The organism is Micromonospora sp. NPDC003944 (assembly GCF_053605225.1).
This window is the reverse complement of record NZ_JBSGIV010000004.1, coordinates 86,769-107,336: the sequence shown is the minus strand read 5'-3', so window position 1 is coordinate 107,336 and position 20,568 is coordinate 86,769. Positions and strand designations below refer to the sequence as shown.

At 72.7% G+C, this 20,568-nt stretch carries 21 protein-coding genes; 6 read left to right on the top strand and 15 right to left on the bottom strand.

What is annotated here, in order from left to right:
* Nucleotides 1-107: 107 nt before the first annotated feature.
* The 4 genes from ACWER9_RS03430 to ACWER9_RS03415 all read right to left on the bottom strand — a co-directional run bounded on the left by ACWER9_RS03430 (nt 108) and on the right by ACWER9_RS03415 (nt 3,446).
* A complete protein-coding gene (locus ACWER9_RS03430; RefSeq protein ID WP_452300261.1) occupies nt 108-1,004 on the bottom strand; it encodes a septum formation family protein in 897 nt (298 codons plus the stop codon).
* Nucleotides 1,005-1,100: 96 nt separating this feature from the next.
* Nucleotides 1,101-1,529: an aspartate 1-decarboxylase gene (panD, locus tag ACWER9_RS03425; protein ID WP_354994570.1), complete on the bottom strand. Its 429-nt coding sequence runs from the start codon at nt 1,527-1,529 to the stop codon at nt 1,101-1,103.
* Nucleotides 1,530-1,567: 38 nt separating this feature from the next.
* A complete protein-coding gene (gene panC, locus ACWER9_RS03420; RefSeq protein ID WP_452300260.1) occupies nt 1,568-2,416 on the bottom strand; it encodes a pantoate--beta-alanine ligase in 849 nt (282 codons plus the stop codon).
* Between the two features lie 55 nt (nt 2,417-2,471).
* Entirely contained in the window at nt 2,472-3,446 is a 975-nt protein-coding gene (locus tag ACWER9_RS03415) for a Rossmann-like and DUF2520 domain-containing protein (RefSeq protein WP_452300259.1), read from the bottom strand.
* 219 nt (nt 3,447-3,665) lie between these two features.
* On the opposite strand from ACWER9_RS03415, the gene ACWER9_RS03410 reads away from it, so the two are divergent.
* Both ACWER9_RS03410 and ACWER9_RS03405 read left to right on the top strand, forming a co-directional pair.
* Complete coding sequence (locus tag ACWER9_RS03410) at nt 3,666-4,682, top strand: SAM-dependent methyltransferase (RefSeq protein ID WP_452300258.1); 1,017 nt, start codon at nt 3,666-3,668, stop codon at nt 4,680-4,682.
* Nucleotides 4,679-5,866 carry an NADH-quinone oxidoreductase subunit D gene (locus ACWER9_RS03405; RefSeq protein WP_452300257.1) on the top strand — a complete coding sequence of 396 codons (1,188 nt, stop codon included), beginning with the start codon at nt 4,679-4,681 and terminating at the stop codon, nt 5,864-5,866. The genes ACWER9_RS03410 and ACWER9_RS03405 overlap by 4 nt, the downstream gene beginning before the upstream one ends.
* Before the next feature lie 18 nt (nt 5,867-5,884).
* On the opposite strand, the gene ACWER9_RS03400 is transcribed toward ACWER9_RS03405, so the two are convergent.
* The 4 genes from ACWER9_RS03400 to ACWER9_RS03385 all read right to left on the bottom strand — a co-directional run bounded on the left by ACWER9_RS03400 (nt 5,885) and on the right by ACWER9_RS03385 (nt 10,387).
* Nucleotides 5,885-7,648, bottom strand: coding sequence for a hypothetical protein (locus ACWER9_RS03400; protein ID WP_452300256.1), 1,764 nt, complete (start codon nt 7,646-7,648; stop codon nt 5,885-5,887).
* Nucleotides 7,649-7,758: 110 nt separating this feature from the next.
* Nucleotides 7,759-8,763: a glycine betaine ABC transporter substrate-binding protein gene (locus ACWER9_RS03395; RefSeq protein ID WP_452300255.1), complete on the bottom strand. Its 1,005-nt coding sequence runs from the start codon at nt 8,761-8,763 to the stop codon at nt 7,759-7,761.
* 200 nt (nt 8,764-8,963) lie between these two features.
* Entirely contained in the window at nt 8,964-9,704 is a 741-nt protein-coding gene (locus ACWER9_RS03390) for an ABC transporter permease (RefSeq protein ID WP_452300254.1), read from the bottom strand.
* Entirely contained in the window at nt 9,701-10,387 is a 687-nt protein-coding gene (locus ACWER9_RS03385; RefSeq protein ID WP_357354264.1) for an ABC transporter permease, read from the bottom strand. The genes ACWER9_RS03390 and ACWER9_RS03385 overlap by 4 nt, the downstream gene beginning before the upstream one ends.
* A gap of 2 nt (nt 10,388-10,389) precedes the next feature.
* Here ACWER9_RS03385 and ACWER9_RS03380 point away from each other — a divergent pair, with 2 nt between their 5' ends.
* Nucleotides 10,390-11,394, top strand: a complete 1,005-nt coding sequence (locus ACWER9_RS03380; RefSeq protein ID WP_452300253.1) for an ABC transporter ATP-binding protein — start codon at nt 10,390-10,392, stop codon at nt 11,392-11,394.
* Nucleotides 11,395-11,427: 33 nt separating this feature from the next.
* Here ACWER9_RS03380 and ACWER9_RS03375 read toward each other — a convergent pair whose 3' ends face one another.
* From ACWER9_RS03375 to folP, 7 genes are all read right to left on the bottom strand, one after another.
* A complete protein-coding gene (locus tag ACWER9_RS03375) occupies nt 11,428-12,069 on the bottom strand; it encodes a hypothetical protein (protein ID WP_452300252.1) in 642 nt (213 codons plus the stop codon).
* On the bottom strand, nt 11,985-12,293 hold the full coding sequence (locus ACWER9_RS03370) for a hypothetical protein (protein WP_357354270.1): 309 nt from the start codon (nt 12,291-12,293) through the stop codon (nt 11,985-11,987). Before ACWER9_RS03370 ends, ACWER9_RS03375 begins: the two co-directional genes overlap by 85 nt.
* 52 nt (nt 12,294-12,345) lie before the next feature.
* On the bottom strand, nt 12,346-13,560 hold the full coding sequence (locus tag ACWER9_RS03365) for an ABC transporter permease (RefSeq protein ID WP_452300251.1): 1,215 nt from the start codon (nt 13,558-13,560) through the stop codon (nt 12,346-12,348).
* Between the two features lie 119 nt (nt 13,561-13,679).
* On the bottom strand, nt 13,680-14,165 hold the full coding sequence (locus tag ACWER9_RS03360) for a DUF3180 domain-containing protein (RefSeq protein WP_452300250.1): 486 nt from the start codon (nt 14,163-14,165) through the stop codon (nt 13,680-13,682).
* Between the two features lie 70 nt (nt 14,166-14,235).
* Complete coding sequence (gene folK / locus ACWER9_RS03355) at nt 14,236-14,763, bottom strand: 2-amino-4-hydroxy-6-hydroxymethyldihydropteridine diphosphokinase (RefSeq protein ID WP_452300249.1); 528 nt, start codon at nt 14,761-14,763, stop codon at nt 14,236-14,238.
* Nucleotides 14,760-15,128: a dihydroneopterin aldolase gene (gene folB / locus ACWER9_RS03350; protein WP_452300248.1), complete on the bottom strand. Its 369-nt coding sequence runs from the start codon at nt 15,126-15,128 to the stop codon at nt 14,760-14,762. Before folB ends, folK begins: the two co-directional genes overlap by 4 nt.
* Nucleotides 15,125-16,021 carry a dihydropteroate synthase gene (folP, locus tag ACWER9_RS03345; RefSeq protein WP_452300247.1) on the bottom strand — a complete coding sequence of 299 codons (897 nt, stop codon included), beginning with the start codon at nt 16,019-16,021 and terminating at the stop codon, nt 15,125-15,127. The genes folB and folP overlap by 4 nt, the downstream gene beginning before the upstream one ends.
* A 356-nt stretch (nt 16,022-16,377) precedes the next feature.
* On the opposite strand from folP, the gene ACWER9_RS03340 reads away from it, so the two are divergent.
* The 3 genes from ACWER9_RS03340 to ACWER9_RS03330 all read left to right on the top strand — a co-directional run bounded on the left by ACWER9_RS03340 (nt 16,378) and on the right by ACWER9_RS03330 (nt 20,567).
* Nucleotides 16,378-16,692: a hypothetical protein gene (locus tag ACWER9_RS03340; protein WP_053654780.1), complete on the top strand. Its 315-nt coding sequence runs from the start codon at nt 16,378-16,380 to the stop codon at nt 16,690-16,692.
* Between the two features lie 13 nt (nt 16,693-16,705).
* On the top strand, nt 16,706-17,068 hold the full coding sequence (locus ACWER9_RS03335) for a hypothetical protein (protein ID WP_053654782.1): 363 nt from the start codon (nt 16,706-16,708) through the stop codon (nt 17,066-17,068).
* Between the two features lie 70 nt (nt 17,069-17,138).
* On the top strand, nt 17,139-20,567 hold the full coding sequence (locus ACWER9_RS03330) for an ATP-binding protein (protein WP_452300246.1): 3,429 nt from the start codon (nt 17,139-17,141) through the stop codon (nt 20,565-20,567).
* Nucleotide 20,568 lies beyond the last annotated feature (1 nt).

The window sequence follows — 20,568 nt, the reverse complement described above, 5'->3', positions numbered from 1 at the left end:
CCCCCAGTCAACCCGAACGATCCTCGCCCGGGGCGGCGGGGGCGGGACGAGTGTTTTGGGCGACCCCGTCCGGCGCCCGCCGAACCGCGTCGACAGTCAACCGGTGGTCACTTCGTCCGAACCGGCAGACCAGCCGGACCCGCGCCCTTCAGGGAGGCGGCCACAGTGCGGTCGCTGAGCCACAGGTAGCACCGGACCCCCCGATCGCCCACCTTCCAGCGCCCCGCTCCCGGCGGACGGACCACCACACCGCTGCGGAAGCGCAGTCTGGCGTCGTCCGGCACGCCCGCGTACCGGGCGAGGACGCTGCGACAACCCGTGTAGAGCGGCACCCAGTCCGCCTCCCGGGTCGGGTACGCCATCGCCGGTGCACGCCACACCCCGACGAACTCGGCGTCGTGCTGCTTGCCGCACTCCACCGGGGTCAGTGTCTGCACACCCCGACCGGCGCCACCCCGGGCCTGCTGGCAGCCGAGACGCAGCCCGGTGGTCCCCTTCAACGCGTCCCGCAGGCTGCCCGACCGGACCACCACTGTCGCCGCCGCCTCGACCGTGGTCAGCTCGGTGAGGTCGCACCTGAACCACCGGGAACCCGCAGCCCAGCCCGGCCCGTTCGGCAACGCCACGGACAGCCGCAGCCGACCCGACCGCCAGTCGTCACCGACGTAGCCGGTCGCCCGGGTGTCGCACTCGGCGAACGCTCCCTGCAACTCGGCCGAACCACCCGCCGGAGCTGTCGTCCGCTCGACCGGGAACGCGCCCACGTGCACGGTCTCCAGTCGGTGCGGGCCGGCGCAGTCCACCGGCTCGTAGCTCGCCAGGCTGACCAGATCGGTGAAGTCGGCGGCGTGGCACACCCCGGCCGCCGGGGTGAACGCCGACGGCGCCGGCAACGCCGCCCAGTCGTCGGTCAGATCGCCGTCCAGGCCCCCGGAACCGGCACAGCCCACCAGCAGCACTGCCGTCACGGCAGTGGCGAACAGGGTCGTCATGGCACGGCGCATCGCGGCCTCCCCCAGCCACCGACCGGCTTCCGCCAGCGTGCCCAGGGTAACCGGAAATGACCTTCCGGTAACAGACCGGAATCACGGTACGCGGGATCAGACTCCGGACACGGCCAGCGGGCTGGGTACCGGGTCCCCGGCCGTGCCGGGCGCCGCCGCGGCCGGGTCGGCACCCAACTCGATCACCCGGTTGTCGGCGTCGACGTGCACGACCCGCGGCCGGTAGGACCGGGCCTCGGCGTCGTCCATCTGCCCGTACGAGATCAGGATGACCAGGTCACCCGGGTGCACCAGGTGCGCGGCGGCACCGTTGATGCCGATCACGCCGCTGCCCCGCTCGCCCGGGATCACGTACGTCTCCAGCCGGGCGCCGTTGGTGATGTCCACGATCGCCACCTGCTCGCCGGGGAGCAGGTCGGCGGCGTCGAGCAGATCCTCGTCCACGGTCACCGAACCGACGTAGTGCAGGTCGGCCTGGGTCACCGTGGCTCGGTGGATCTTCGACTTGAGCATGGTCCGCAACATCGGAAGGGCCTTTCGTGGTGGAGGGTGGTGCGGCCGGGTCAGGGGCGCGGAGCGAGCTGGATCGCCGCATTGTCGATCAGACGGGTGGCGCCCACCCAGGCGGCGATCACCAGCCGGGCCGGCCCGGACACCGGCCCCGGCTCCAACTCGGGATCGGTGAGCACCAGATAGTCGAGGCGGGCACCCGGCGTACCCGCGCCGAACGCGGCGTGCGCGGCGGTCAGCACCGCCCCCGCGTCCAGGCCGTCGTCGGCGGCCCTCGCGCCGGCCCGCAGCGCGGCGGACAGACTCAACGCGGCGGCCCGCTCCGGCCCGCTCAGGTAGCGGTTACGGCTGGAGAGAGCCAGCCCGTCCGGCTCCCGGACGGTCGGTACGCCGACCACCTCGACCGGCACGTCCAGGTCGCGGGCCATCCGCCGGACCAGGGTGAGCTGCTGGTAGTCCTTCTCACCGAAGAACGCCAGGTCCGGCTGGGTGAGCTGGAGCAGCTTCAGCACCACGGTGAGTACGCCGTGGAAGAAGCCGGGGCGACTCGCCCCCTCCAACTCCCCGCCCAGTGGACCCGGGTCGAGGCGTACGCGAGGCTGCCCGTCCGGGTACATGTCCGCCACCGACGGGGCGAAGACCAGATCGGCGCCCGCCCGCCGGCACACCTCCAGGTCGGCGTCGAGCGTGCGCGGGTAGCGGTCGAAGTCCTCGTTCGGCCCGAACTGCAACGGGTTCACGAAGACCGTCACCAGCACGTGGTCGGCCTGCTCCCGGGCGGCGCGCAGCAGCGTCTCGTGCCCGGGGTGCAGGGCGCCCATGGTCATCACCACCCCGACCGTGCCCTTCAGCCCGGCGCGGGCCTCAGCCAACTCGGCGCGCGTGTGCACCACCTGGGTCATAGCCTTGCCTCGGTTCGCGACTGCGGGGCTCGCAAGATCGGCTCACTCCTCGCGCTCACGCCGCCACCTCCCGACTGCTGTCGGCAAGCACTCCGAGCAGCGACTGTGCGTCCACCGGCCGGAGCCGGCCGGTGGCGATCGCACGGTCGGCGGTACGACGGGCCAGCGCCAGGTACGCGGGCACGGACTCCGGTGCGGTGGCCGCCAACCGGGCCAGGTGCCGCTGCACCGTACCCGCGTCGCCCCGGGAGACCGGCCCGGTCAGGGCGTCGTCGCCGAGCCGCAGCGCGTTCTCCAGGGCGGCCCGCAGCAGGGGGGCGAGCACCTTCTCCGGTCGGGACACCCCGGCGTCACGCAACCTGTCGGTCGCCTCGTTGACCAGGGTCACCAGATGGTTCGCGCCGTGGGCCAGCGCGGCGTGGTAGAGCGGACGATCCGACTCGGCCACCCACTCCGGCACGCCACCCAGGTCGGCGACGAGCCGGGCGGCAAGCGGGCGCAACTCCGCCGGGGCGGTCACCCCGTACGAGATGCCGTCCAGCCGGGTCAGGTCGTCAGGCGTACCGGTGAAGGTCATCGCGGGGTGCAGAGCGAGCGGTCGCGCGCCGACGGCGGCGGCCGGACCCAGCACGGCCAGGCCGTGCGCTCCCGAGGTGTGCGCGACGATCTGACCCGGGTGCAGCGCACCCCGCTCCGCGAGGTCTGCCACCACACCGGCCAGGGTGTCGTCGGGCACCGCGATCAGCAGCAGGTCAGCGGCAGCCTTGGCCACCGCGGCGACCGGGCGGCGGGGCACCTCGGGCAGCAGCAGGGCGAGGCGGGCGCGGCTGGCTCCGGAGCCGCCGGAGACGGCCGCCACCCGGTGCCCGGCGGCGGCGAGCGCGGCGCCCAACACGGCGCCGACCCGACCGGCGCCAACGACACCGACGGTGAGCAGACGGGAGGTGGCGCGGGCGCCGGGAACGGCGCGATCCCACGGTGCGGCAGGCCCGGGTGGGGCGGCCGGACGCGGGCGCAACGGTGCGCTCATGACGACGATCCAGTCCTCGAGAAGGGGTACCGGTCGATCGCAAGTATGCGCCCGGCCCACCGAACCCGGACAAGCATGTGTGAAAACCTTCACCACCGGCCGAAGCCCCCGCGCCCCTCCCTTGATCAAGTGATGAAAAGTAGGCGCGGGAGTCGTTTCTCACCTACTTTTCATCACCTGATCACCGCGCGACGCGCACCGTGGACTCGGAGTTGACAAGTGTCGATCACCTGGCGGGACGCGATGAGCCGGGCCCTCTACGGGCCGGGCGGCTTCTTCGTCAGCGGCAGCGGCCCGGCCGAGCACTTCCGTACCAGCGTGCACGCCTCCCCGGCCTTCGCCACCGCACTGCTGCGGCTGCTCACGCAGATCGACGCGGCCCTCGGTCACCCGCCACGCCTGGACGTGGTCGACGTGGGGGCCGGGCGGGGTGAGCTGCTGCGGGCTCTCGCCGGGCTTGCGGTGGGGGTTCCTGTCCGTCCGTCGCTCGCCGAACGCGTGCGCTTCACAGCGGTCGAGTACGCACCCCGCCCGGAGAACGTGCCTGAAGAGATCAACTGGGTGTCCGAGATCCCAGACGAGATCACCGGACTGTTGATCGCCACCGAGTGGCTCGACAACATCCCCCTCGACGTGGCAGTGCACACCGAAGATCGCTGGCGCTACGTACTTGTCGACCCCACCAGCGGCGCGGAGACGATCGGCGAACCGGTCAGCCCCGAAGATCTTGACTGGCTCACCAGGTGGTGGCCCCACAGCTCGACAGGCACGAATCAGCGAGCGGAGATCGGCAGACCACGGGACGAGGCCTGGGCCGACGCGATACGACACGTCAGTCGAGGGCTGGCGGTGGCGGTCGACTACGGGCACCTGCGGGACGAACGGCCCGTCGACGGGACGTTGACCGGGTACCGGGGTGGGCGGCAGGTGCCTCCGGTGCCCGACGGGTCGAGTGATGTCACCGCGCACGTGGCCATGGACTCGGTCGCCTCCGCTGGTGCGGCTGTGGCGCGGTGCGCGTACTCCCTGGTCTTGCAGCGGGAGGCGCTGCGGGCGCTCGGGGCCGACGGCGGGCGACCACCGCTCAGCCTGGCCGGTACCGACCCGGTCGGCTACGTGCGGGCGCTGGCCGCCGCGTCGGCGGTGGCCGAGCTGACCGACGTGGGCGGGCTCGGCGGGCACCTGTGGTTGCGGCAGCCGGTAGGCATCTCGCTCGGGTCGGCCGTGGCACGATGACGGGCATGACCACCGACGCCGGGGCCCTCCGCGAACTGACCGTCGGCACCGGCGCCGGCCTGGTCGCCGGCACCCGTGACCAGCAGCTCGGCACCGACATGGTGCTGAACATCGGCCCGCAGCACCCCTCCACGCATGGTGTGCTGCGGTTGAAACTGGTGCTCGACGGCGAACGGGTGGTCTCCTGCGAACCGATCGTCGGTTACATGCACCGGGGGGCGGAGAAGCTCTTCGAGGTACGGGACTACCGGCAGATCATCGTGCTGGCGAACCGGCACGACTGGCTCTCGGCGTTCTCCAACGAGCTGGGCGTGGTGCTCGCCGTGGAACGCCTGATGGGCATGGAGGTGCCCGAGCGGGCCACCTGGCTGCGGATGGCGCTCGCGGAGCTGAACCGGGTGCTCAACCACCTGATGTTCCTCGGCTCGTACCCGTTGGAGATCGGGGCGATCACGCCGATCTTCTATGCCTTCCGGGAGCGGGAGACCATCCAGGCGGTGATGGAGGAGGTCTCCGGCGGCCGGATCCACTACATGTTCAACCGGGTGGGTGGCCTCAAGGAGGAGGTGCCGTACGGGTGGACCGGGCGGGCCCGGGCGGCGATCGGCGAGGTACGACGGCGGCTGCCCGACCTGGACCACCTGATCCGGCGCAACGAGATCTTCCTGGCCCGGACCGTGGGTGTGGGGGTGCTGTCCGCCGCTGACGCCGCCGCGTTCGGGGCGTCCGGGCCGGTGGCCCGCGCCTCCGGGCTCGACCTGGACCTGCGCCGCGACGACCCCTACCTGGCCTACGACGAGCTGGACGTGCCGGTGGTCACCAAGACCGCTGGCGACTGCCACGCCCGTTTCGAGGTGCTGCTCGACCAGGTGTACGCGTCACTGGACCTCGCCGAGCAGTGCCTGGACCGGGTGGACCGGCTGACCGGACCGATCAACACCCGGCTGCCGAAGGTGCTCAAGGCACCGGAGGGGCACACGTACGCCTGGACGGAGAACCCGCTCGGCATCAACGGCTACTACCTGGTGTCCCGGGGCGAGAAGACGCCGTGGCGGTTGAAGCTGCGCACCGCCTCGTACGCGAACGTGCAGGCGTTGGCCACCCTGCTCCCCGGCTGCCTGGTCCCGGACCTGATCGCGATCCTCGGCTCGATGTTCTTCGTGGTCGGCGACATCGACAAGTGACCTGGGCCGCCTGACCGGTCACCGCCAGCGGTCGGCGGGTGGAGCGCCGCCGGCACGCGGCACGTCGTCCTGGGGCGGGTAGCCGTAACTCTCGTCGACCCGCCGTCGGCCGACCCGCTCCGGCGCGGGTTCCGCCTGGTGGCCGCGCTGGCGCGGTGGACGCCACTCGTCCGGCACCGGCACACCACCCACCGGCAGCGCCGGCCTACCCTGCTCGGCCCGCCGGCCACCATCACGGTCGTGGCGCGGCTCCTCGTATCGGCCGGCGTCGTCGTAGCGGCCGGCGTCGTCGTAGCGGCCGGCGTCCTCGTATCGGCCGGCGTCCTCGTATCGGCCGGCGTCGTCGTATCGGCCGGCGTCGTCATAGCGGCCCGCGTCCTCGTATCGGCCGGCGTCGTCATAGCGGCCGGCGTCCTCGTGGCGGCGTGGCTCCTCGTGACGGACCGCGGCCCAGCGGTCGGCCACCCGGTACTCGGTGCCGGTGGCGTCGGCGTGCACCTCGGCCCGGCGTTCGCCCACCCGCATCTCACGGCCGTTCTCGTCGTCGCGGACGGCGGCCCACCGGTCACCGGCCCGCAGCTGCGACCAGTACTCGCCGGTGTCGTCGGCCCGCAGCGGCGGTCCGGGCTGCGGCGCTGCGGCGCTCGCCCGGTCGCGCTGCTCCGACCAGGCCCGATCATCCGGACCGTCCCAGGAGCCCGCCACCGGCCGCTCCGGTGTGCGGTGCGAACGGGCCGCCGGGGCGGATGCGTCAGGTTGGGCGTACGCGTCACGCCGATCGGTCCACTCCGGCTCGTCGCGGCGGCCCGCCCAGCCCGGCTCGTCGCCGTACCCGGCCCTGGAGCCGTCCTCCGGGGCGCTTCTCGCTCGTCCGGCCGGACGGGGTCGTTCGTCCGCGTCGCCGCCCCGGGTCCACTCCTGCGCGGGCGGGGTCCACTGACCGGCGTACCCGCCGCCGTAGCGCCCAGCCGACTCGGCCGCGCCGCCGTCCACCACCGTGTGCCGGGTGGTGACGTGCACGGTCTCGGTGTGCCGGACCACCCCTGGCCGGTGCGTCGGCTCGGGTCGGTCGTGCTCCCGAGGGCGGGGTGAGCCGTACGCGGTGGCGGCCTGCCGCTCGCCGCCGTACACCCCGGCTGGACGCTCGCCGCCGTACACCCCGGCACCTGCTGGCGGCGCGGGGGCCTCCCGTGCGTACGCCGGCTCGTCGTCGTCCGCGTGCTCGGAGCGCCCCCACCGGGGCGCGTCGTCGGGGCTGGACGGCCGGGCGCGGCCGGCCGGCGCGTCGCCCGGGACCGGAACCCGGCTTCGGGCCGCCGGGGTGTCGTCCACCTGCGGCTCGACTGCCGAGACCCGCGCCCGCCCGGTGCCTGCCGGCTCGGCTGCGGGTGCGGCACCGGCGAGGGCGGCACCTGTGGCGTCGAGGCGACGGCGCAGGGCGGCGATCGCCTCCTGGGCCCGTTGCGCCTGGTCGAGTGCCTGATTACCGCGCTGTGCGGCGGCCCCGATCTCGCCGCGCAACTCCCGGCGAAGACCGTCGATCTCGTTCAACAGCTCGTCGGCCCGCGCCGAGTCGCCCTCGCCGTCGGGCCGCAGCGCGATGGAGAGGCCGATCAGCACCACCGAGACGATGGCGAGCACCGCGGCGAAGCGCAGCGGACCGTTGCCGTCGGCCACCAACAGGATCAGCGCCGCCACCGGCGCGAGAGCGACGCCCGCCCAGAAGAGCATGGTCAGCAGTGCGGGTTGACGCCGGGCGTCAGAGGTGGCCGGGGCTGGCATGGATGTGCAGCCTACCCACGTAATCCGTCGGAGGGAACGGGGTCCCCGGGACGCGCGGACGCCCCCGCCCGGTCGAGGGCGGGGGCGTCGAGAGCGCGTGCGGTAGGGGTTCAGCTGGTGGCGAAGGCACCGTCCGAGGAGAAGATCAGGCCCACACTGATCGAGCCGTCGCGCAGCCCGCTCTTGGTCAGCGGCCCGCCCTGGTCCAGCGAGGAGAACTTGCCGACCGACAGCCCGTACGTCTTCTCCAGGCCCGGCTTGCAGAACGGACGCTGCTCGCACTCCGGCGGGCCACCAAGCACGGTCGCGCTACCGGAGCACTTCGCCGCCAGCTCGGAGAGGGTCCGCACGCCGTACTTGTCGGCGAAGGCCTGGGTCACCGCGAAGGCGTTCTGGTCCTGGGCGGCGGCCGGGGTGCCGAAGGTGATGCCCACCTTGTCGCCCTCGGCCTTGAGCGCGGTGACCGTCGTGTTGATGTCCGGCGACGAGATCGGCGGAGGAGTGCCGCCCTTGGCCTTGGTGTTGAGGAACTCGGCCATGGTCGCCGCGTACTCGGGGACGACCTGGATCTCGCCCTTCTCCAGCGCGGGCTCGTAGAGCTCCCGGTTGCCGATCTGCTGCACCTTGACCTGGTAGCCGGCGGAGCTGAGCACGATCCGGTACAACTCGCCGAGGATCTGGCTCTCGGCGAAGTTACCGGCGCCCACAGTGATGTCGCCGCCCGGCCCCTTGGCGATGCCCGCGGTGAGGTTGTTCGCGGACGCGAACTCCTCGGCCGCCACCTTCGGGGTCTTGCGGTCCTCGTTGACGGCCTTGTTGAGCTGGATCAGTTTCGGGGTGTCGAGCGCGGCGGAGACCTTGTCGAGTGCCGCGATCAGCTGCGGGTTGGCCGCCTTGCTGTTGACCGCGGGAATGACGTTGTCGGAGTTCTGGAGCTTCTTGTCGTCCTGCAGAGCGATGAGCTGCTGGCCGGCGACCGGGGCGCACCCGGCGCCGGAGGCGCTGGTCGCGGGTGCGTCGGTGCCGGACGAGCCGGCGTCCCCGCAGCCGGTGAGGAGTGCTGCCCCGGCGACGGCGCTTACCGCCCCGATCGCCAGACGTGTACGTGCGCGCATGTGCCCGCCTTCCGTGTCCCGGCGCGACCCGTCCCGGGCCGGCCGCGTGTCCGACGGGCGATCCTGACTGTCGGCCGCCCGCGAATATCCACCCAACATGCTCCGCAGCCGACCGACAACCTGGGATGGACTTCGTCACCTCATCGTCACCGACCGGACGGGCGGGGGTCGGCGGCTCGACGCAGGCTCACCCGGACGGGTCAGGCGCTCCCGGTGGCATCTGCGGCCCGGGGCCGCCCCGAGCGTTGCCGGCCGCGCCGCAGTGGTTTGGGGGTGACCAGCCGTTCGACACCGCCGAGGACCACCTCGGCGAGCAGGGCCAGCCCGGCCACCAGCACACCGCCGGCGACGATCTGCCCCCCGCCGGCCGCGATACCGATGCCGAAGCCGGTCCGGATGATCTGGCCGAGGCCGCCGCCGTTGACGAAGGACGCCAGCGCCGCGGTCGCGATCACCTGCACCGCCGCGGTGCGGAAACCGGCCGCCAGATAGGGCACCGCGAGTGGCAGCTCCACCCGGCGTAGCAGCTGCCCGCCGGACAGACCCATCCCCCGGGCCGCGTCGCGGGCCTCCGGGTCCACCTGCCGCACCCCGGTGTACGCGTTCGCCAGCAGCGGCGGCACCGCGAAGACGGCAAGTGCCACCACGACCGGGGTCTTACCGAAGCCGCTGGCGAAGACCACCGGCAGGATTGTCAACAGCGCCAGGGTGGGGATGGCAAGCGTGGCGTTGGAGACCAGCACCACGAGGCCGCCGCCTCGACCGAGGTGCCCCAGCCAGAGCCCGAGCGGCCAGGCCACCAGGCAACCGAGCGCCACCGCGAGGGCCGAGATCGTCAGGTGCTCGCCGAGCCGGTCCAGCATGCCGCCCGGGTTGGTCCAGTTCAGCGGGTCGTTGATCCAGGTGATCGCCTGACCGATCGGGTTCGCCGCGACGGTCACCGTGCCCTCCGGGTGGACCAGGGGGTCACCAGTCGGGCGACCAGGATGAGCAGCAGGTCGAGCACGACCGCGAGTGCCACGCAGAGCAGGGCGGCGGTCATGATCTCGGCCTTGTAGAGGTTGTTCTGGAAGCCCGCGAAGATCAACTGCCCGAGCCCGCCGTGCCCGACCAGCACCCCGACCGTGACCAACGCCACAGTCGAGACGGTCGCCAGCCGTACGCCGGTCACGATGCCCGGCAGCGCCAGCGGCAGGTCGATCCGGAACAGCCGGCGCCACCTGCCGTAACCCATGCCCTCGGCGGCCTCGCGAACCTCCGGAGGCACCTGGTTGAGGCCGGCCACCACGTTGCGCACGATCAGCAGCAGCGCGTAGAGGACCAGCCCGACGAGCACCGTGGTCGTCCCGGTGCCCAGGTAGGGGGCGATGAACGCGAAGAGCGCCAACGACGGAATGGTGTAGACCACCCCGCTGACGGCGAGAATCGGGCCGGCGAGCGGACGGACCCAGTACGCCAGCACGGACAACGGCAGGGCGATCAGCACCGCGATCAACACCGCTCGCCCGGTGAGGGAGGCGTGTTCACGCACCGCGGCGAGGATCGTGTCAGAGTTGTCCCGCACGTACTGCCAGGAGAACCAGGGGTTACCCGGGTCGGCCCGGTAGCTCAGGCGGAAGGACATACGTGGACGTTACCCCGGAGGCTGCCGACGTGGCCCAATCCCCTCGCGCGGCGTCGATCTCCCTGACCGGCATCCAGAAGCGCTACCCGAACGGCACCGAGGCCGTCCGGGACCTCAGCCTGGACGTCCGGGCCGGCGAGCTGGTGGTGCTGATCGGCCCGTCCGGCTGCGGCAAGTCGACAGTGCTGCGGATGATCAACCGTCTGATCGAACCGACCGCCGGTCGCATCACGCTCGGCGACGAGGACGTCACCGACGTCGACCCGGTGCGACTGCGCCGCCGCATCGGGTACGTCATCCAGAACGTCGGTCTCTTTCCACACCAGACGGTACGGGCCAACGTGGCCACCGTGCCGGGCCTGCTGCGCTGGCCCAAGGGCCAGACCCGAGCCCGGGTCGACGAGCTGCTCGATCTGGTCGGGCTGGACCCGGCCGAGTTCGGCGGTCGCTACCCGCACGAGCTGTCGGGTGGCCAGCGGCAGCGGGTCGGGGTGGCCCGCGCGCTCGCCGCCGACCCGGTGGTGCTGTTGATGGACGAGCCGTTCTCGGCTGTCGACCCGATCGTCCGGGCCCGCCTCCAGGAGGAGTTCCTCCGCCTCCAGGCCGAGGTGCGCAAGACGATCGTGCTGGTCACCCACGACCTCGACGAGGCGGTCCGGCTCGGCGACCGGATCGCGGTGCTCTCCGAGGGTGGGCACCTGGAGCAGTACGACACACCGGCCGCGCTGCTCGGCGCACCCGCCACCCCCTTCGTACGCGAGTTCGTCGGCGCCGACCGGGGCATCCGCCGGCTGGCGGTCACCCCACTGGACCGCGAGGCGCTGGAGCCGGTGCCCGAGGACGCCACGGCGGACCTGCCCACGGTCGCGGTGGACGGCACCGCGTACGACGCGCTGGCGGTCCTGCTCACCTCGGGCCGGGACCGGCTCCTCGTGACCGATGCCGGCCGGCCGGTGGGCGCGCTCAGCCGACAGCGTCTCCTCGACCTGGGCCGCCCGACCAGCTGACCCCACCCCGGGGCCAGGCTCGACCGGCTCGGGTCAGGCTCGACCGCCCAGGCTGGCGATGCCGATGATCCAGCCGGTGAGGAAGCCGTAACCGGCACCGGCGCTGGCGTCCTGGAGGGCGCCCAGCAGCGACGGTGCCGGGCCGAGCAGCGCCGCCAGCACGGCGGCGAGGCCGCCGGCAAGCACGTACGCGGCCCAGCCCGAGAAGAACTGGCTGACCGGGCCGGGCACCCGCGCGACCTGGGCGGCGGGCAACAGGTAGAGCAGGGCCACCGCGAGGACCACAAGCAGCACGGCCCGCAGGTCGGCGGCGAACAACCCGCCAGCCTGCCCGTCCGCGTCGAGCCGCCAGGCCGGCCACGCCAGCAGGCGCGCGTAGAAGGCGCCGGCCGACCCCGGGTCGGTCAGGGTGGCGGCCCAGCCGGTGTACGCCGGACTGCCACCGATGCCGACAAGCAGCAGGACGGCGAGAGCGCCGGTGCCGGCGGCCGTGCCGTAGCGGCTGACCGGGCCGGAGCGGTGCAGGAACGACGTGATCCGCCCAGGCCCCGAGCCGGTGGCGCGGGTGGACCTGGGCTGCCCCGAGCGGCTCAGTGCTTCATCAGGTAGTCGATGAAGGCGGCCCGCAGCAGCGGCGCCGACTCCTCGTAGCCGTGGCCGGTCAGCTCCCGCCACAGCGCGTTGGCCTCGTCGATCGTCGGGCCGATCGAGTTAGGGGCGCCGTCCAGCACGGTGGCCTCGTCCGCGTTCGGCAGGTGCCGCAGCACCGACCAGTAGAACCCCACGTCCCGCCGCTCCCGGGCCAGGGCGAACGCCCGCTCCCGCAGCTCCTCGGTGGACAGCGCGTCGAGCTCCTGGAACGAGGTTCCGCCGGGGGTGGCGGCAGGTGTGTCGGTCATGTCGCCGAGCCTAACGGTCGAGATCAGCTCCGGCTCGGCGGACGCGACGGGCTCACCGCTCGTCGGTGTCCCACCGCCGTGGGCCGTCCTCCCACCGGGGGTCCCGCCACGGGTCGACGGGTTGCGGCGCGGCCTGGGTCGGCACGGTGGGAGGCCAGTTGTCGACCGGCTGTGGCTGCGGCATGGTCCAGCCCGAGCTGATCGTGCCGTCGCTTACCGGTTCGAGCCGCTCGGGGCCTCCCGGTCGGGGCCGCCCGAGCGTCTCGACAAGCCGGGTCGCCAGCAGCCCGACGCCGAGTGCGGCACCGCCGACCACCCAGTTGCTCAGCGTCCACCCGCGCTCCGGCGCGTACGCCTGGAAGACGGTGACCAGGCCGACCGCCAGCACCATGCCGAACACGCCACCCCGGCGGCCGTACGCGCTGGTGCCGGCGAGCAGCGCCACGCCGATCGCCAGCACCGTCCAGTCCAGCCCCGTGGTGGGCGCCACCGGCCCGGGGTCGTTCGCGGCGAGCAGCACACCGGCGAGAGCGGCCAGCACCGTGGAGACGACGAGCGCGACGGCCGTCACCACGGCGGCCACCGCGCCTCGCCGACGGGCCGGATCGGCGATCGGTCGGTACCGGCCGACGAGCCGGCGGATCGCCCGGATCGCGCCGAACAACCCGCCGAGGACGGCCACCGCGGCGAAGCCGGCGAAGAGGTACCCGGCGCTGCTGGACGGGTCGTAGTCGCCCTGCACCAGCACGGGGGCCGACCGGCGTTCGATGTACACCACGACCGCGGCGGCGCCGGCCAGGCTGGCGGCCCAGCCCGGCACGTGCAGCACCACCACGACCAGCGCCAGCACGAGCCCGCCCACCGCGGCGACCGCCACGGCCGGGCCGATCGACGCCGGCAGGCCCCGGTCACCCTGCTCCGCGTAGTGCAGGGCCGCCGCCACCGCGACCGGGCCGACGGCCAGGTTCGGTGCGGCCGTACGCAGGCTCAGCCCGGCGGCCAGGGCGAGCAGCCCCAGCCCGACCGCGTCGATCAGCAGCGTGCGCAGGTTGCCGTCGCGCACGGCGGCCGGGTCCTCCTGCCAGAGCAACCAGCTCACGGCCGCCAACCCGGCCAGCAGCAGCAGCTCCCACCCCAGGTGTACGCCGATCCGGTCCCGGCCGGGCTCACCGTGGGTGGGGTCGTCGAAGACGTTCTCAAGTACGGCGGCCGGCACCCCCGACGAGGGTTCGGGCGACCGATCCCGGCCCGCTTCTTCGTACCCCATGACGCCGCCTCCCCAGTGGCCGGCCGTCCCCAGTCCGGCGCGCGGACGGACCCTGGGCGGCCCTTGCTCCCCGATCGCAGGCACCGTACCCGCGCCCGCAGCCGGGCGTAACCCCCTGATCAGCGCTGGCCGGGGCGGCTCTCCCGTGGGTCCTGCTCGCGCTCGTCGTCCGGGCGTTCCGGCACGCGGCAGGAACGTTCGAGCCAGAGGGCCGCGCCGACCAGGGCCAGCGAGGCGAGCAGGCCCCCACCGGCGGCCGGTCGGTCGTCGAGCGCGGCGCGGGTGGTCTCCACGAAGAGCCAGCCGGTGAGCCCCGCGTAGAAGCCCGCGAAGATCGCTGCGGCAAGTGCCGACGCCTTGGCCAGCACCACGAAGCGGGCGACCATCAGCGGATTGACCGGGTCCCGGCCCGGCTTGCGCTCGATCCGACCTCGAGTGTTGATCGCGGCGTACGCCTCCAGCACGGCGAGGCCGGCCAGCGTCACCACCGGCAGCCAGGGCAGCCGGGGAATGCCGCTGTAGTAGAGGCTGCTGATCAACAGCCAGGCAGTCGCCGCCGCAGCCAGGCCGGCCACGACCAGGGTCGAGATGCGGGTGGGCCCCATCCGGGACCGATCCGGGCCCGACCCGCGGGGTGGGGGCTTCGCCTGCGTCACGCCGGCCGGTTCCGCTCGGTCATGCCGTCGACTCTAACGCCAACTCCGGCCGGGGAAGCAGTTGCAACGCGTCCTCCGCCGCAGGGCCGGTGGTCAGCAGGTCGGTCAGCCAGCCGTGACCGGGCAGTCGACCGTACGGCTGGATGTCGATCCACGGACGCAGCACGAAGGCGCGCAGGTGCGCCCGGGGGTGCGGCAGGGTCAGCTCCTCCTCGTCGCTGAGCACCGGCTCGTCGTCGTCACCCCAAACCATGATCACGTCCACGTCGAGGGTGCGCGGCCCGAACCGCCGCCGCGGGTCACGGACCCGGCCGGCCGCGCGCTCCGCGTCGCGGGCCCGCTCCAGCCAGTCGCGTGGGGTCGCGCTCTCGTCCTGGGCGAGCACCACCGCATTGAGGTACGCGGGCTGCTCCGTGTCGCCCCACGGTGGAGTCTCGTACACCCCGGAGAGCACGAGCACCGCGTCGCCGAGCGTGGCGACTGCCGTACGCAGGTGCTCCAGGCGGTCACCCAGGTTGCTGCCGAGCGAGAGGAGGGCCCGGGTCACCTGGCACGCGTCCGGGTCATGGTGACGGCCACGTCGGTGAAGGTGTGCGGCACCGGCGCCTCCGGCTTGTGCACGGTGATCGTCGCGGCGTCGACCCGTTCGTCGGAGAGGCAGACCGCGAGGAGCCGGTCGGCCAGGGTCTCGATCAGGTTGACGGGCTCGCCGGTCACCACCGCCACCAGGCTCTCGGCCAGCTCGCCGTAGTGCACGGTGGCGGTGACGTCATCGGTGGCGGCGGCCGGGCCGAGGTCGAGTTCGAGGACGGCGTCGACCACGAAGTCCTGCCCCTGTGCCCGTTCGAAGTCGTACACCCCGTGTCGGCCGCGCGCCCGCAGCCCGGTCAGCTGGATCCGGTCCGTCGTCATCGTCGTACCTCATGCTCGTGATCGTGGTGCGCACGCCGCTTGTCGCGCGCCGGTGCGGCCAGGCGGGGGCTGCCGGTCGCGGCCCAGACGGCGAGTGCGTCGGCGGTGGCCCGCACGTCGTGCACGCGTACGCCCCAGGCGCCCGCGGCGACGGCGAGCACGCTTGTGGCCACGGTGGCCGCCTCCCGCTGGGCGGTCGGTCGCGGCACGCCGTCCGGGCCGGCGAGCAACCCGCCGAGGTACGACTTACGGCTGGCGCCGAAGAGCAGCGGGTAGCCGAGGTCCAGCAGCTCCGGCAGGCGGGCGCTGAGTTCCCAGTTGTGCGCGGCCGTCTTGGCGAAACCGAGGCCGGGGTCGACGACGAGGCGGTCGGCGGCGACCCCGGCGGCCAGCGCCGCGTCGATCCGTTGGGCCAGCTCGGCCCGGACGTCGACCACCACGTCGGTGTATGTGGCCAACTCGCGCATCGCTCGGGAGTGCCCCCGCCAGTGCATCAGCACCCAGGGGCAGTGCGCGTCGCGGACCACGCGGGCCATGTCCGGATCGGCCAGGCCACCGGAGACGTCGTTGACCACCGCCGCGCCGGCGGCCAGGGCCGCCTCCGCGACACGTGCGCGACTGGTGTCGACGCTTACCGCCACGCCGGCCGCGGTCAGCTCGCGGATGACCGGCAACACCCGCTCGGCCTCGGTCGCGGCGTCGATCCGGTCTGCTCCCGGACGGGTCGACTCGCCACCGATGTCGACCAGATGCGCGCCGGCGTCACGCAGACGGACGCCGTGTCCGACGGCAGCGTCCAGGTCGGCGTACCGTCCGCCGTCGGAGAAGGAGTCCGGTGTGACGTTGAGGACGCCCATCACCACCGGGCCCGAGGCCCGCACCAGATCGGTCACGGCTAGACGGTACCGGTCGCGGCGGCGCTGCCGGGCGACCCGGGTCGGCTCCGCGCCACCACCCCTGACGTGCCAGTTAGAACAGGTGTACGATCGGTCATTCGGGCAGCACCGGGCAGGCCCTTCGCGGCTTGTCGCAATCCGGGGCGGCCCGTACGCTTTGGAATTGGCCAGCATCGAGATGGCGAAGCATGGAGGGAGGGCCGAAGCGGGGGAAAACCGCCCAAACCTCGCCACGCTCTGTGGTGAGTAACGAACACAGGGTCAAGAACGCTGCGCCCTGTGGAGCACTTTTCCCGCCAGGTTCGCCTATTGCACCGCCGCGGCATCGCCGGCCGCGTTATGGGGAGGTTCCAGTGATCGCCTTCGAGCTCATGGAGACGGCGTCGTCCGGCGTCGCCCACGCGCTCTCCACCCTGGCGTCGGCTCCGCTCGCCGAGCCGGCACCGAAGGGGATCGACACCAACGGTGTCGTCACCTTCTTCGCCAGCAAGATCGCGCCGATCCTGCTCGCCGTCCTCGGCGTCATCTTCATCGGCCGTGCCAGCCGAGGCGAGATCTCCAAGGTGCTGACCAGCTCCGCGATCGCCATCGTCGGCCTCGCTTTCATCGCCGGGGCGGCAACACTCTTCTTCGTCGGCGATTACCTGATCGACCTGATCTTCGAATAGGCGCGTTCACCAGATGCGGCTGCGCACCGACGACGACATCTACCGGGCCCGCCTGGTCTACCTCGGGCCGCCCGGCTACACCCTTCCGGTCCACCTGCCCTACGCCCAGTACGGGCTCTTCATGCTGCTGGTCCCCCTCTACATGTTCATCCACTGGCTGTTCACGTTGACGGTCGAGCTCTTCCCAGCCTGGGAGATCGCGCTCGCCATCGTGACCACGTCGTTCATCTTCCGGCACGTCGACCCCGATCGGCCGGCGCGGGTGGTCATCCGCACCGCGCTGACCGACTGGCGACGCACCCGGGAGCCGGCCGTCGAGCAGCGCGATCCGCGCCTGGTCGGCAGCCGGATCAGGATTCGGGAGGAGCTGGCATGACCGGACGTATGTCGAACGGTTCGGCGCAGGGCGCGGGCACGGTTCAACCGACGGTCGTCGAGGCGCTCGCATGAGCCGCTCCTCCACGCCGGGTTCCCCGGCCGGCCGCCCGGGCGTGCCGGCCGGTCACCGAGCGCACTCGTTCGACTACACCGAGGACGAGGACGAGGTCGCCCTCGACCCCGCCCTGGTGACGTCGCCCGGCCACGGCGCCGTCGGCGTGTTCCAGGCGCCTCGACCGGTTTCCCGGCGGACGCCACCTGCCGAGCCCACCGCCGTGTCGGCCGGCGAGAACGCCGACATCGACTCCCCCTTCCTGGACCTCTTCGGTGGCGGTGGTCGCCCCGGCACCGCACGAGCCGTCACCGCCGGCCCGAGCACCCGCGAGCAGCCGGGCATCCCGCATCAGCCGCAGGCCGCCAGCCCGGCACCGGCCCGACCGACCCCCGAGCTGGAGCCCCCGTGGACACCCGCCGACCAGCCAGGCGGCAGTGGCCGACCCGTCGAGCCACGACACGGCGGCGGCCACCCGGCCAGCGAGTCCCGGGTGCCGCACCAGGCCGGCGATCGACGGCCCCTGCTGCGTCCGTCCGATGAGCCCGACCCGTCCGCGACCGCCGGCCCCACCCGCCGGCCCGCCAGCACCGCGCCGGGTGGCCGCCCCTCAGCGACGCCCGCGGCCCGACCGGCGCCGCAAACACAGCCCCAGCCCACGGCCACCGCCAGCCGGTCCACGGCTCCGCCGGAGCAGCCGGCGATGATCACATCTACGGATCGGCCAGCTCTCGAGCGCACGGCGCGGCGGGCCACCGACCCGGAGCGACCCCGGAGCACCGGCAACGCGGCCACCGGCAAGGAGGTCGCCGCACCCCGGCAACGCACGACGAGTCGACCGGACCGGCCGATCAAGCCGACCCGGGTTCGGGCCCCGAAGATCAAGTTCGGCGATCGGGATCCGTCGGTCGAGTTGGCCATCACCGAGATCGCCGGCCACCTGACCTTCACACCGAACACCGTCACGGCCTGGTATTGGCTGCCCGAGGTCCGCTGGGCGTTCCGGCCGGACGCCGAGCGCGAGGCGCTGCTGTCGGCAATCTCCGAGCAGTACGCCGGACTGGCCGGCTTCCGACTGCACCTGCGCCGCACCACCCGGCCGTTCCCCGCCGACGAGTGGGCGCGCACCATCGACACCCACACCTCCGCGCCGCTGCCCGACGTGCCCGGCACCACCGGCTGGGCCGATCACCTGGTCGCCGCCCAACGACACCTGATGGCGGTCAACCACGCCGAGGGGCAGACGTACCTGGGTGTCACCTTCGCCCGCCGTTCCCTCGGCGACTCGCTCACCGAACGGCTGCTGCGCACCTTCGGTCGGGGCACCGCCGACGGCGAACGCCGCAAGCTGGGCCGTACCGTCGAACAGTTCGACGAGGTGCTCGGCGCGTTCGGCATGCGCGGGCGGCGGGTCACCGCCCAGGAGCTTGAGTGGCTGCTCTATCGCTCGGTGGCGCTGTGCATGTCGCCGCCGAGCACCCTCTCCCCCGTCACCGACGGGCGCTGGGAACGCGGCGACCTGCTCGCCATGACCGAGCAGGTCGAGCGCTACCGCACTCCGTACGGCTCGACGGTCAAGCTGGTCAACCGGATGACCGGTGAGGAGCGGCACGTGGCCGTGCTCGCCGTCGGTCGGATGGAGCCACTGGAGATCCCGGAGCGACACGAACCCTGGCTGCACTTCCACGAGCGGCTGCCCTGGCCGATGGAGATCTCCACCCGCGTCGACATCCTCGGCTCGAACGACTCCTTCCGCAATCTCGAACACCGGCTGCGGATGATCCGGTCGCAACAGCTCGACTACGCCGAACACGGCATCGACGCGCCTCCCGAGCTGGAACGACTGGCCAAGCGCGCGCTGGTGATCGGTGACGAGATGACCACCGGTCTGCCGGTCGACTCGGCCCGCGCGCACGGCTGGCACCGGATCGCGGTCGGCGGCCGGACCAGGGAGGAGTGTCTGGAGCGGGCCCGCCGGCTCATCCAGCTCTACTCCCGGGAGCTGCGCATCTCGCTACAGCACCCGAAGAACCAGGACTGGCTGGCCCGCGAGTTCATCCCCGGTGAGCCGATCGCCAACACCGGCTACGTCCGTCGCATGCCGGTGCCGTTGCTCGCCGCCGCGCTCCCCCAGGCCGCATCGAACGTGGGCGACCGGCGGGGCGACCTGATCGGCCGGACCGCCGGCACCTGCCGCCGCCCGGTCTTCCTCGACCTGCACTTCCCCATGGAGGTCCGGGAACGCTCCGGGCTCGCGGTCTTCGTCGCCGAACCGGGCGGTGGCAAGTCGACCCTGCTCGGCGCCCTGGGCTACCTGGCCGCCCGCCGAGGTGTCCAGGTGACCCTGCTCGACCCGTCCGGCCCGCTGGCCCGCCTCTGCGCGATGCCCGAGCTGCGGCCGTACTCCCGGGTGTTGAACCTGACCGGCTCTGAGCACGGCACCCTGGCGCCCTACTCGCTCATCCCCACGCCGCTGCGCTCCGAGTTCGGCAGCGGGGCCGCCGGCGACCGGGAGTTCGAGATCGCGGTCTCCAACGCCCGGGCCGAGCGGCGGATGCTGGTCCAGGACATCTGCATGATGCTCGTTCCACCGCAGGTGGCCAGGGAGGCGTCCACCGCCACCCTCTTCCGGCACGCCGTACGCCAGGTCCCCGCCGAGGAGACCTCAACCCTGGACGACGTGGTCAGCTGCCTCGGGCGGCTCGACGACGACGCCGGCAAGGAACTGGCCAACCTGCTGCTGGACACCGCCGAGATGCCACTGGCCATGCTCTTCTTCGGCAGACCGCCGGAAGGGCTGCTCGGTGCCGACGCGGCACTCACCGTGATCACCATGGCCGGGCTGCGGTTGCCCGACCTCAAGATCGAACGCGAGTACTGGTCCGCCGAAGAGGCACTGGCCCTGCCGATGCTGCACACCGCGCACCGGCTCGCCGTCCGGCGCTGCTACGGCGGCTCGATGTCGTCCCGCAAGCTCGTCGGCCTCGACGAGGCGCACTTCATGGAAGGCTGGCGCTCCGGGCGCTCCTTCCTGGTACGACTCGCCCGCGACTCCCGCAAGTGGAACCTCGCCGCGCTCGTCGCATCCCAGAACCCCCGCGACATCCTCGGTCTCGACGTACAGAACCTCGTCTCCACCGTCTTCGTCGGCCGCATCGCCGAGGACACCGAGATCGCCTCCGAAGCACTCCGGCTGCTGCGGGTGCCGGTCAACGACGGGTACGAGGCCACGCTCGCCTCGCTCTCCGCCGCCGACACCAACTCAGCCTCCCGCCTCGGCTTCCGCGAGTTCGTCATGCGCGACGTCGATGGCCGGGTGCAGAAGGTCCGAGTCGACGTCTCGTACGTCGAAGGGCTGCTGGACCACCTCGACACGACGCCCGCCGCGATCGCCGCGGCAGCCGGAGTCCTGCCGAGCATCCCCCTGCCGGATCTGGAGGCGTGAC

Bases quoted from the DNA above. Each gene is read 5' to 3' on its own strand.
- ACWER9_RS03385 (WP_357354264.1), bottom strand. From the start codon at position 10,387: ATGTCCTTCCGCCTGAGCTACCGGGCCGACCCGGGTAACCCCTGGTTC.
- ACWER9_RS03360 (WP_452300250.1), bottom strand. From the start codon at position 14,165: ATGGGGCCCACCCGCATCTCGACCCTGGTCGTGGCCGGCCTGGCTGCG.
- ACWER9_RS03370 (WP_357354270.1), bottom strand. From the start codon at position 12,293: ATGACCGACACACCTGCCGCCACCCCCGGCGGAACCTCGTTCCAGGAG.
- ACWER9_RS03415 (WP_452300259.1), bottom strand. From the start codon at position 3,446: ATGAGCGCACCGTTGCGCCCGCGTCCGGCCGCCCCACCCGGGCCTGCC.
- ACWER9_RS03395 (WP_452300255.1), bottom strand. From the start codon at position 8,763: ATGCGCGCACGTACACGTCTGGCGATCGGGGCGGTAAGCGCCGTCGCC.
- folB (WP_452300248.1), bottom strand. From the start codon at position 15,128: ATGACGACGGACCGGATCCAGCTGACCGGGCTGCGGGCGCGCGGCCGA.
- ACWER9_RS03405 (WP_452300257.1), top strand. From the start codon at position 4,679: ATGACGGGCATGACCACCGACGCCGGGGCCCTCCGCGAACTGACCGTC.
- ACWER9_RS03365 (WP_452300251.1), bottom strand. From the start codon at position 13,560: ATGGGGTACGAAGAAGCGGGCCGGGATCGGTCGCCCGAACCCTCGTCG.
- ACWER9_RS03330 (WP_452300246.1), top strand. From the start codon at position 17,139: ATGAGCCGCTCCTCCACGCCGGGTTCCCCGGCCGGCCGCCCGGGCGTG.
- ACWER9_RS03400 (WP_452300256.1), bottom strand. From the start codon at position 7,648: ATGCCAGCCCCGGCCACCTCTGACGCCCGGCGTCAACCCGCACTGCTG.
- ACWER9_RS03430 (WP_452300261.1), bottom strand. From the start codon at position 1,004: ATGCGCCGTGCCATGACGACCCTGTTCGCCACTGCCGTGACGGCAGTG.
- panC (WP_452300260.1), bottom strand. From the start codon at position 2,416: ATGACCCAGGTGGTGCACACGCGCGCCGAGTTGGCTGAGGCCCGCGCC.
- ACWER9_RS03335 (WP_053654782.1), top strand. From the start codon at position 16,706: ATGCGGCTGCGCACCGACGACGACATCTACCGGGCCCGCCTGGTCTAC.
- panD (WP_354994570.1), bottom strand. From the start codon at position 1,529: ATGTTGCGGACCATGCTCAAGTCGAAGATCCACCGAGCCACGGTGACC.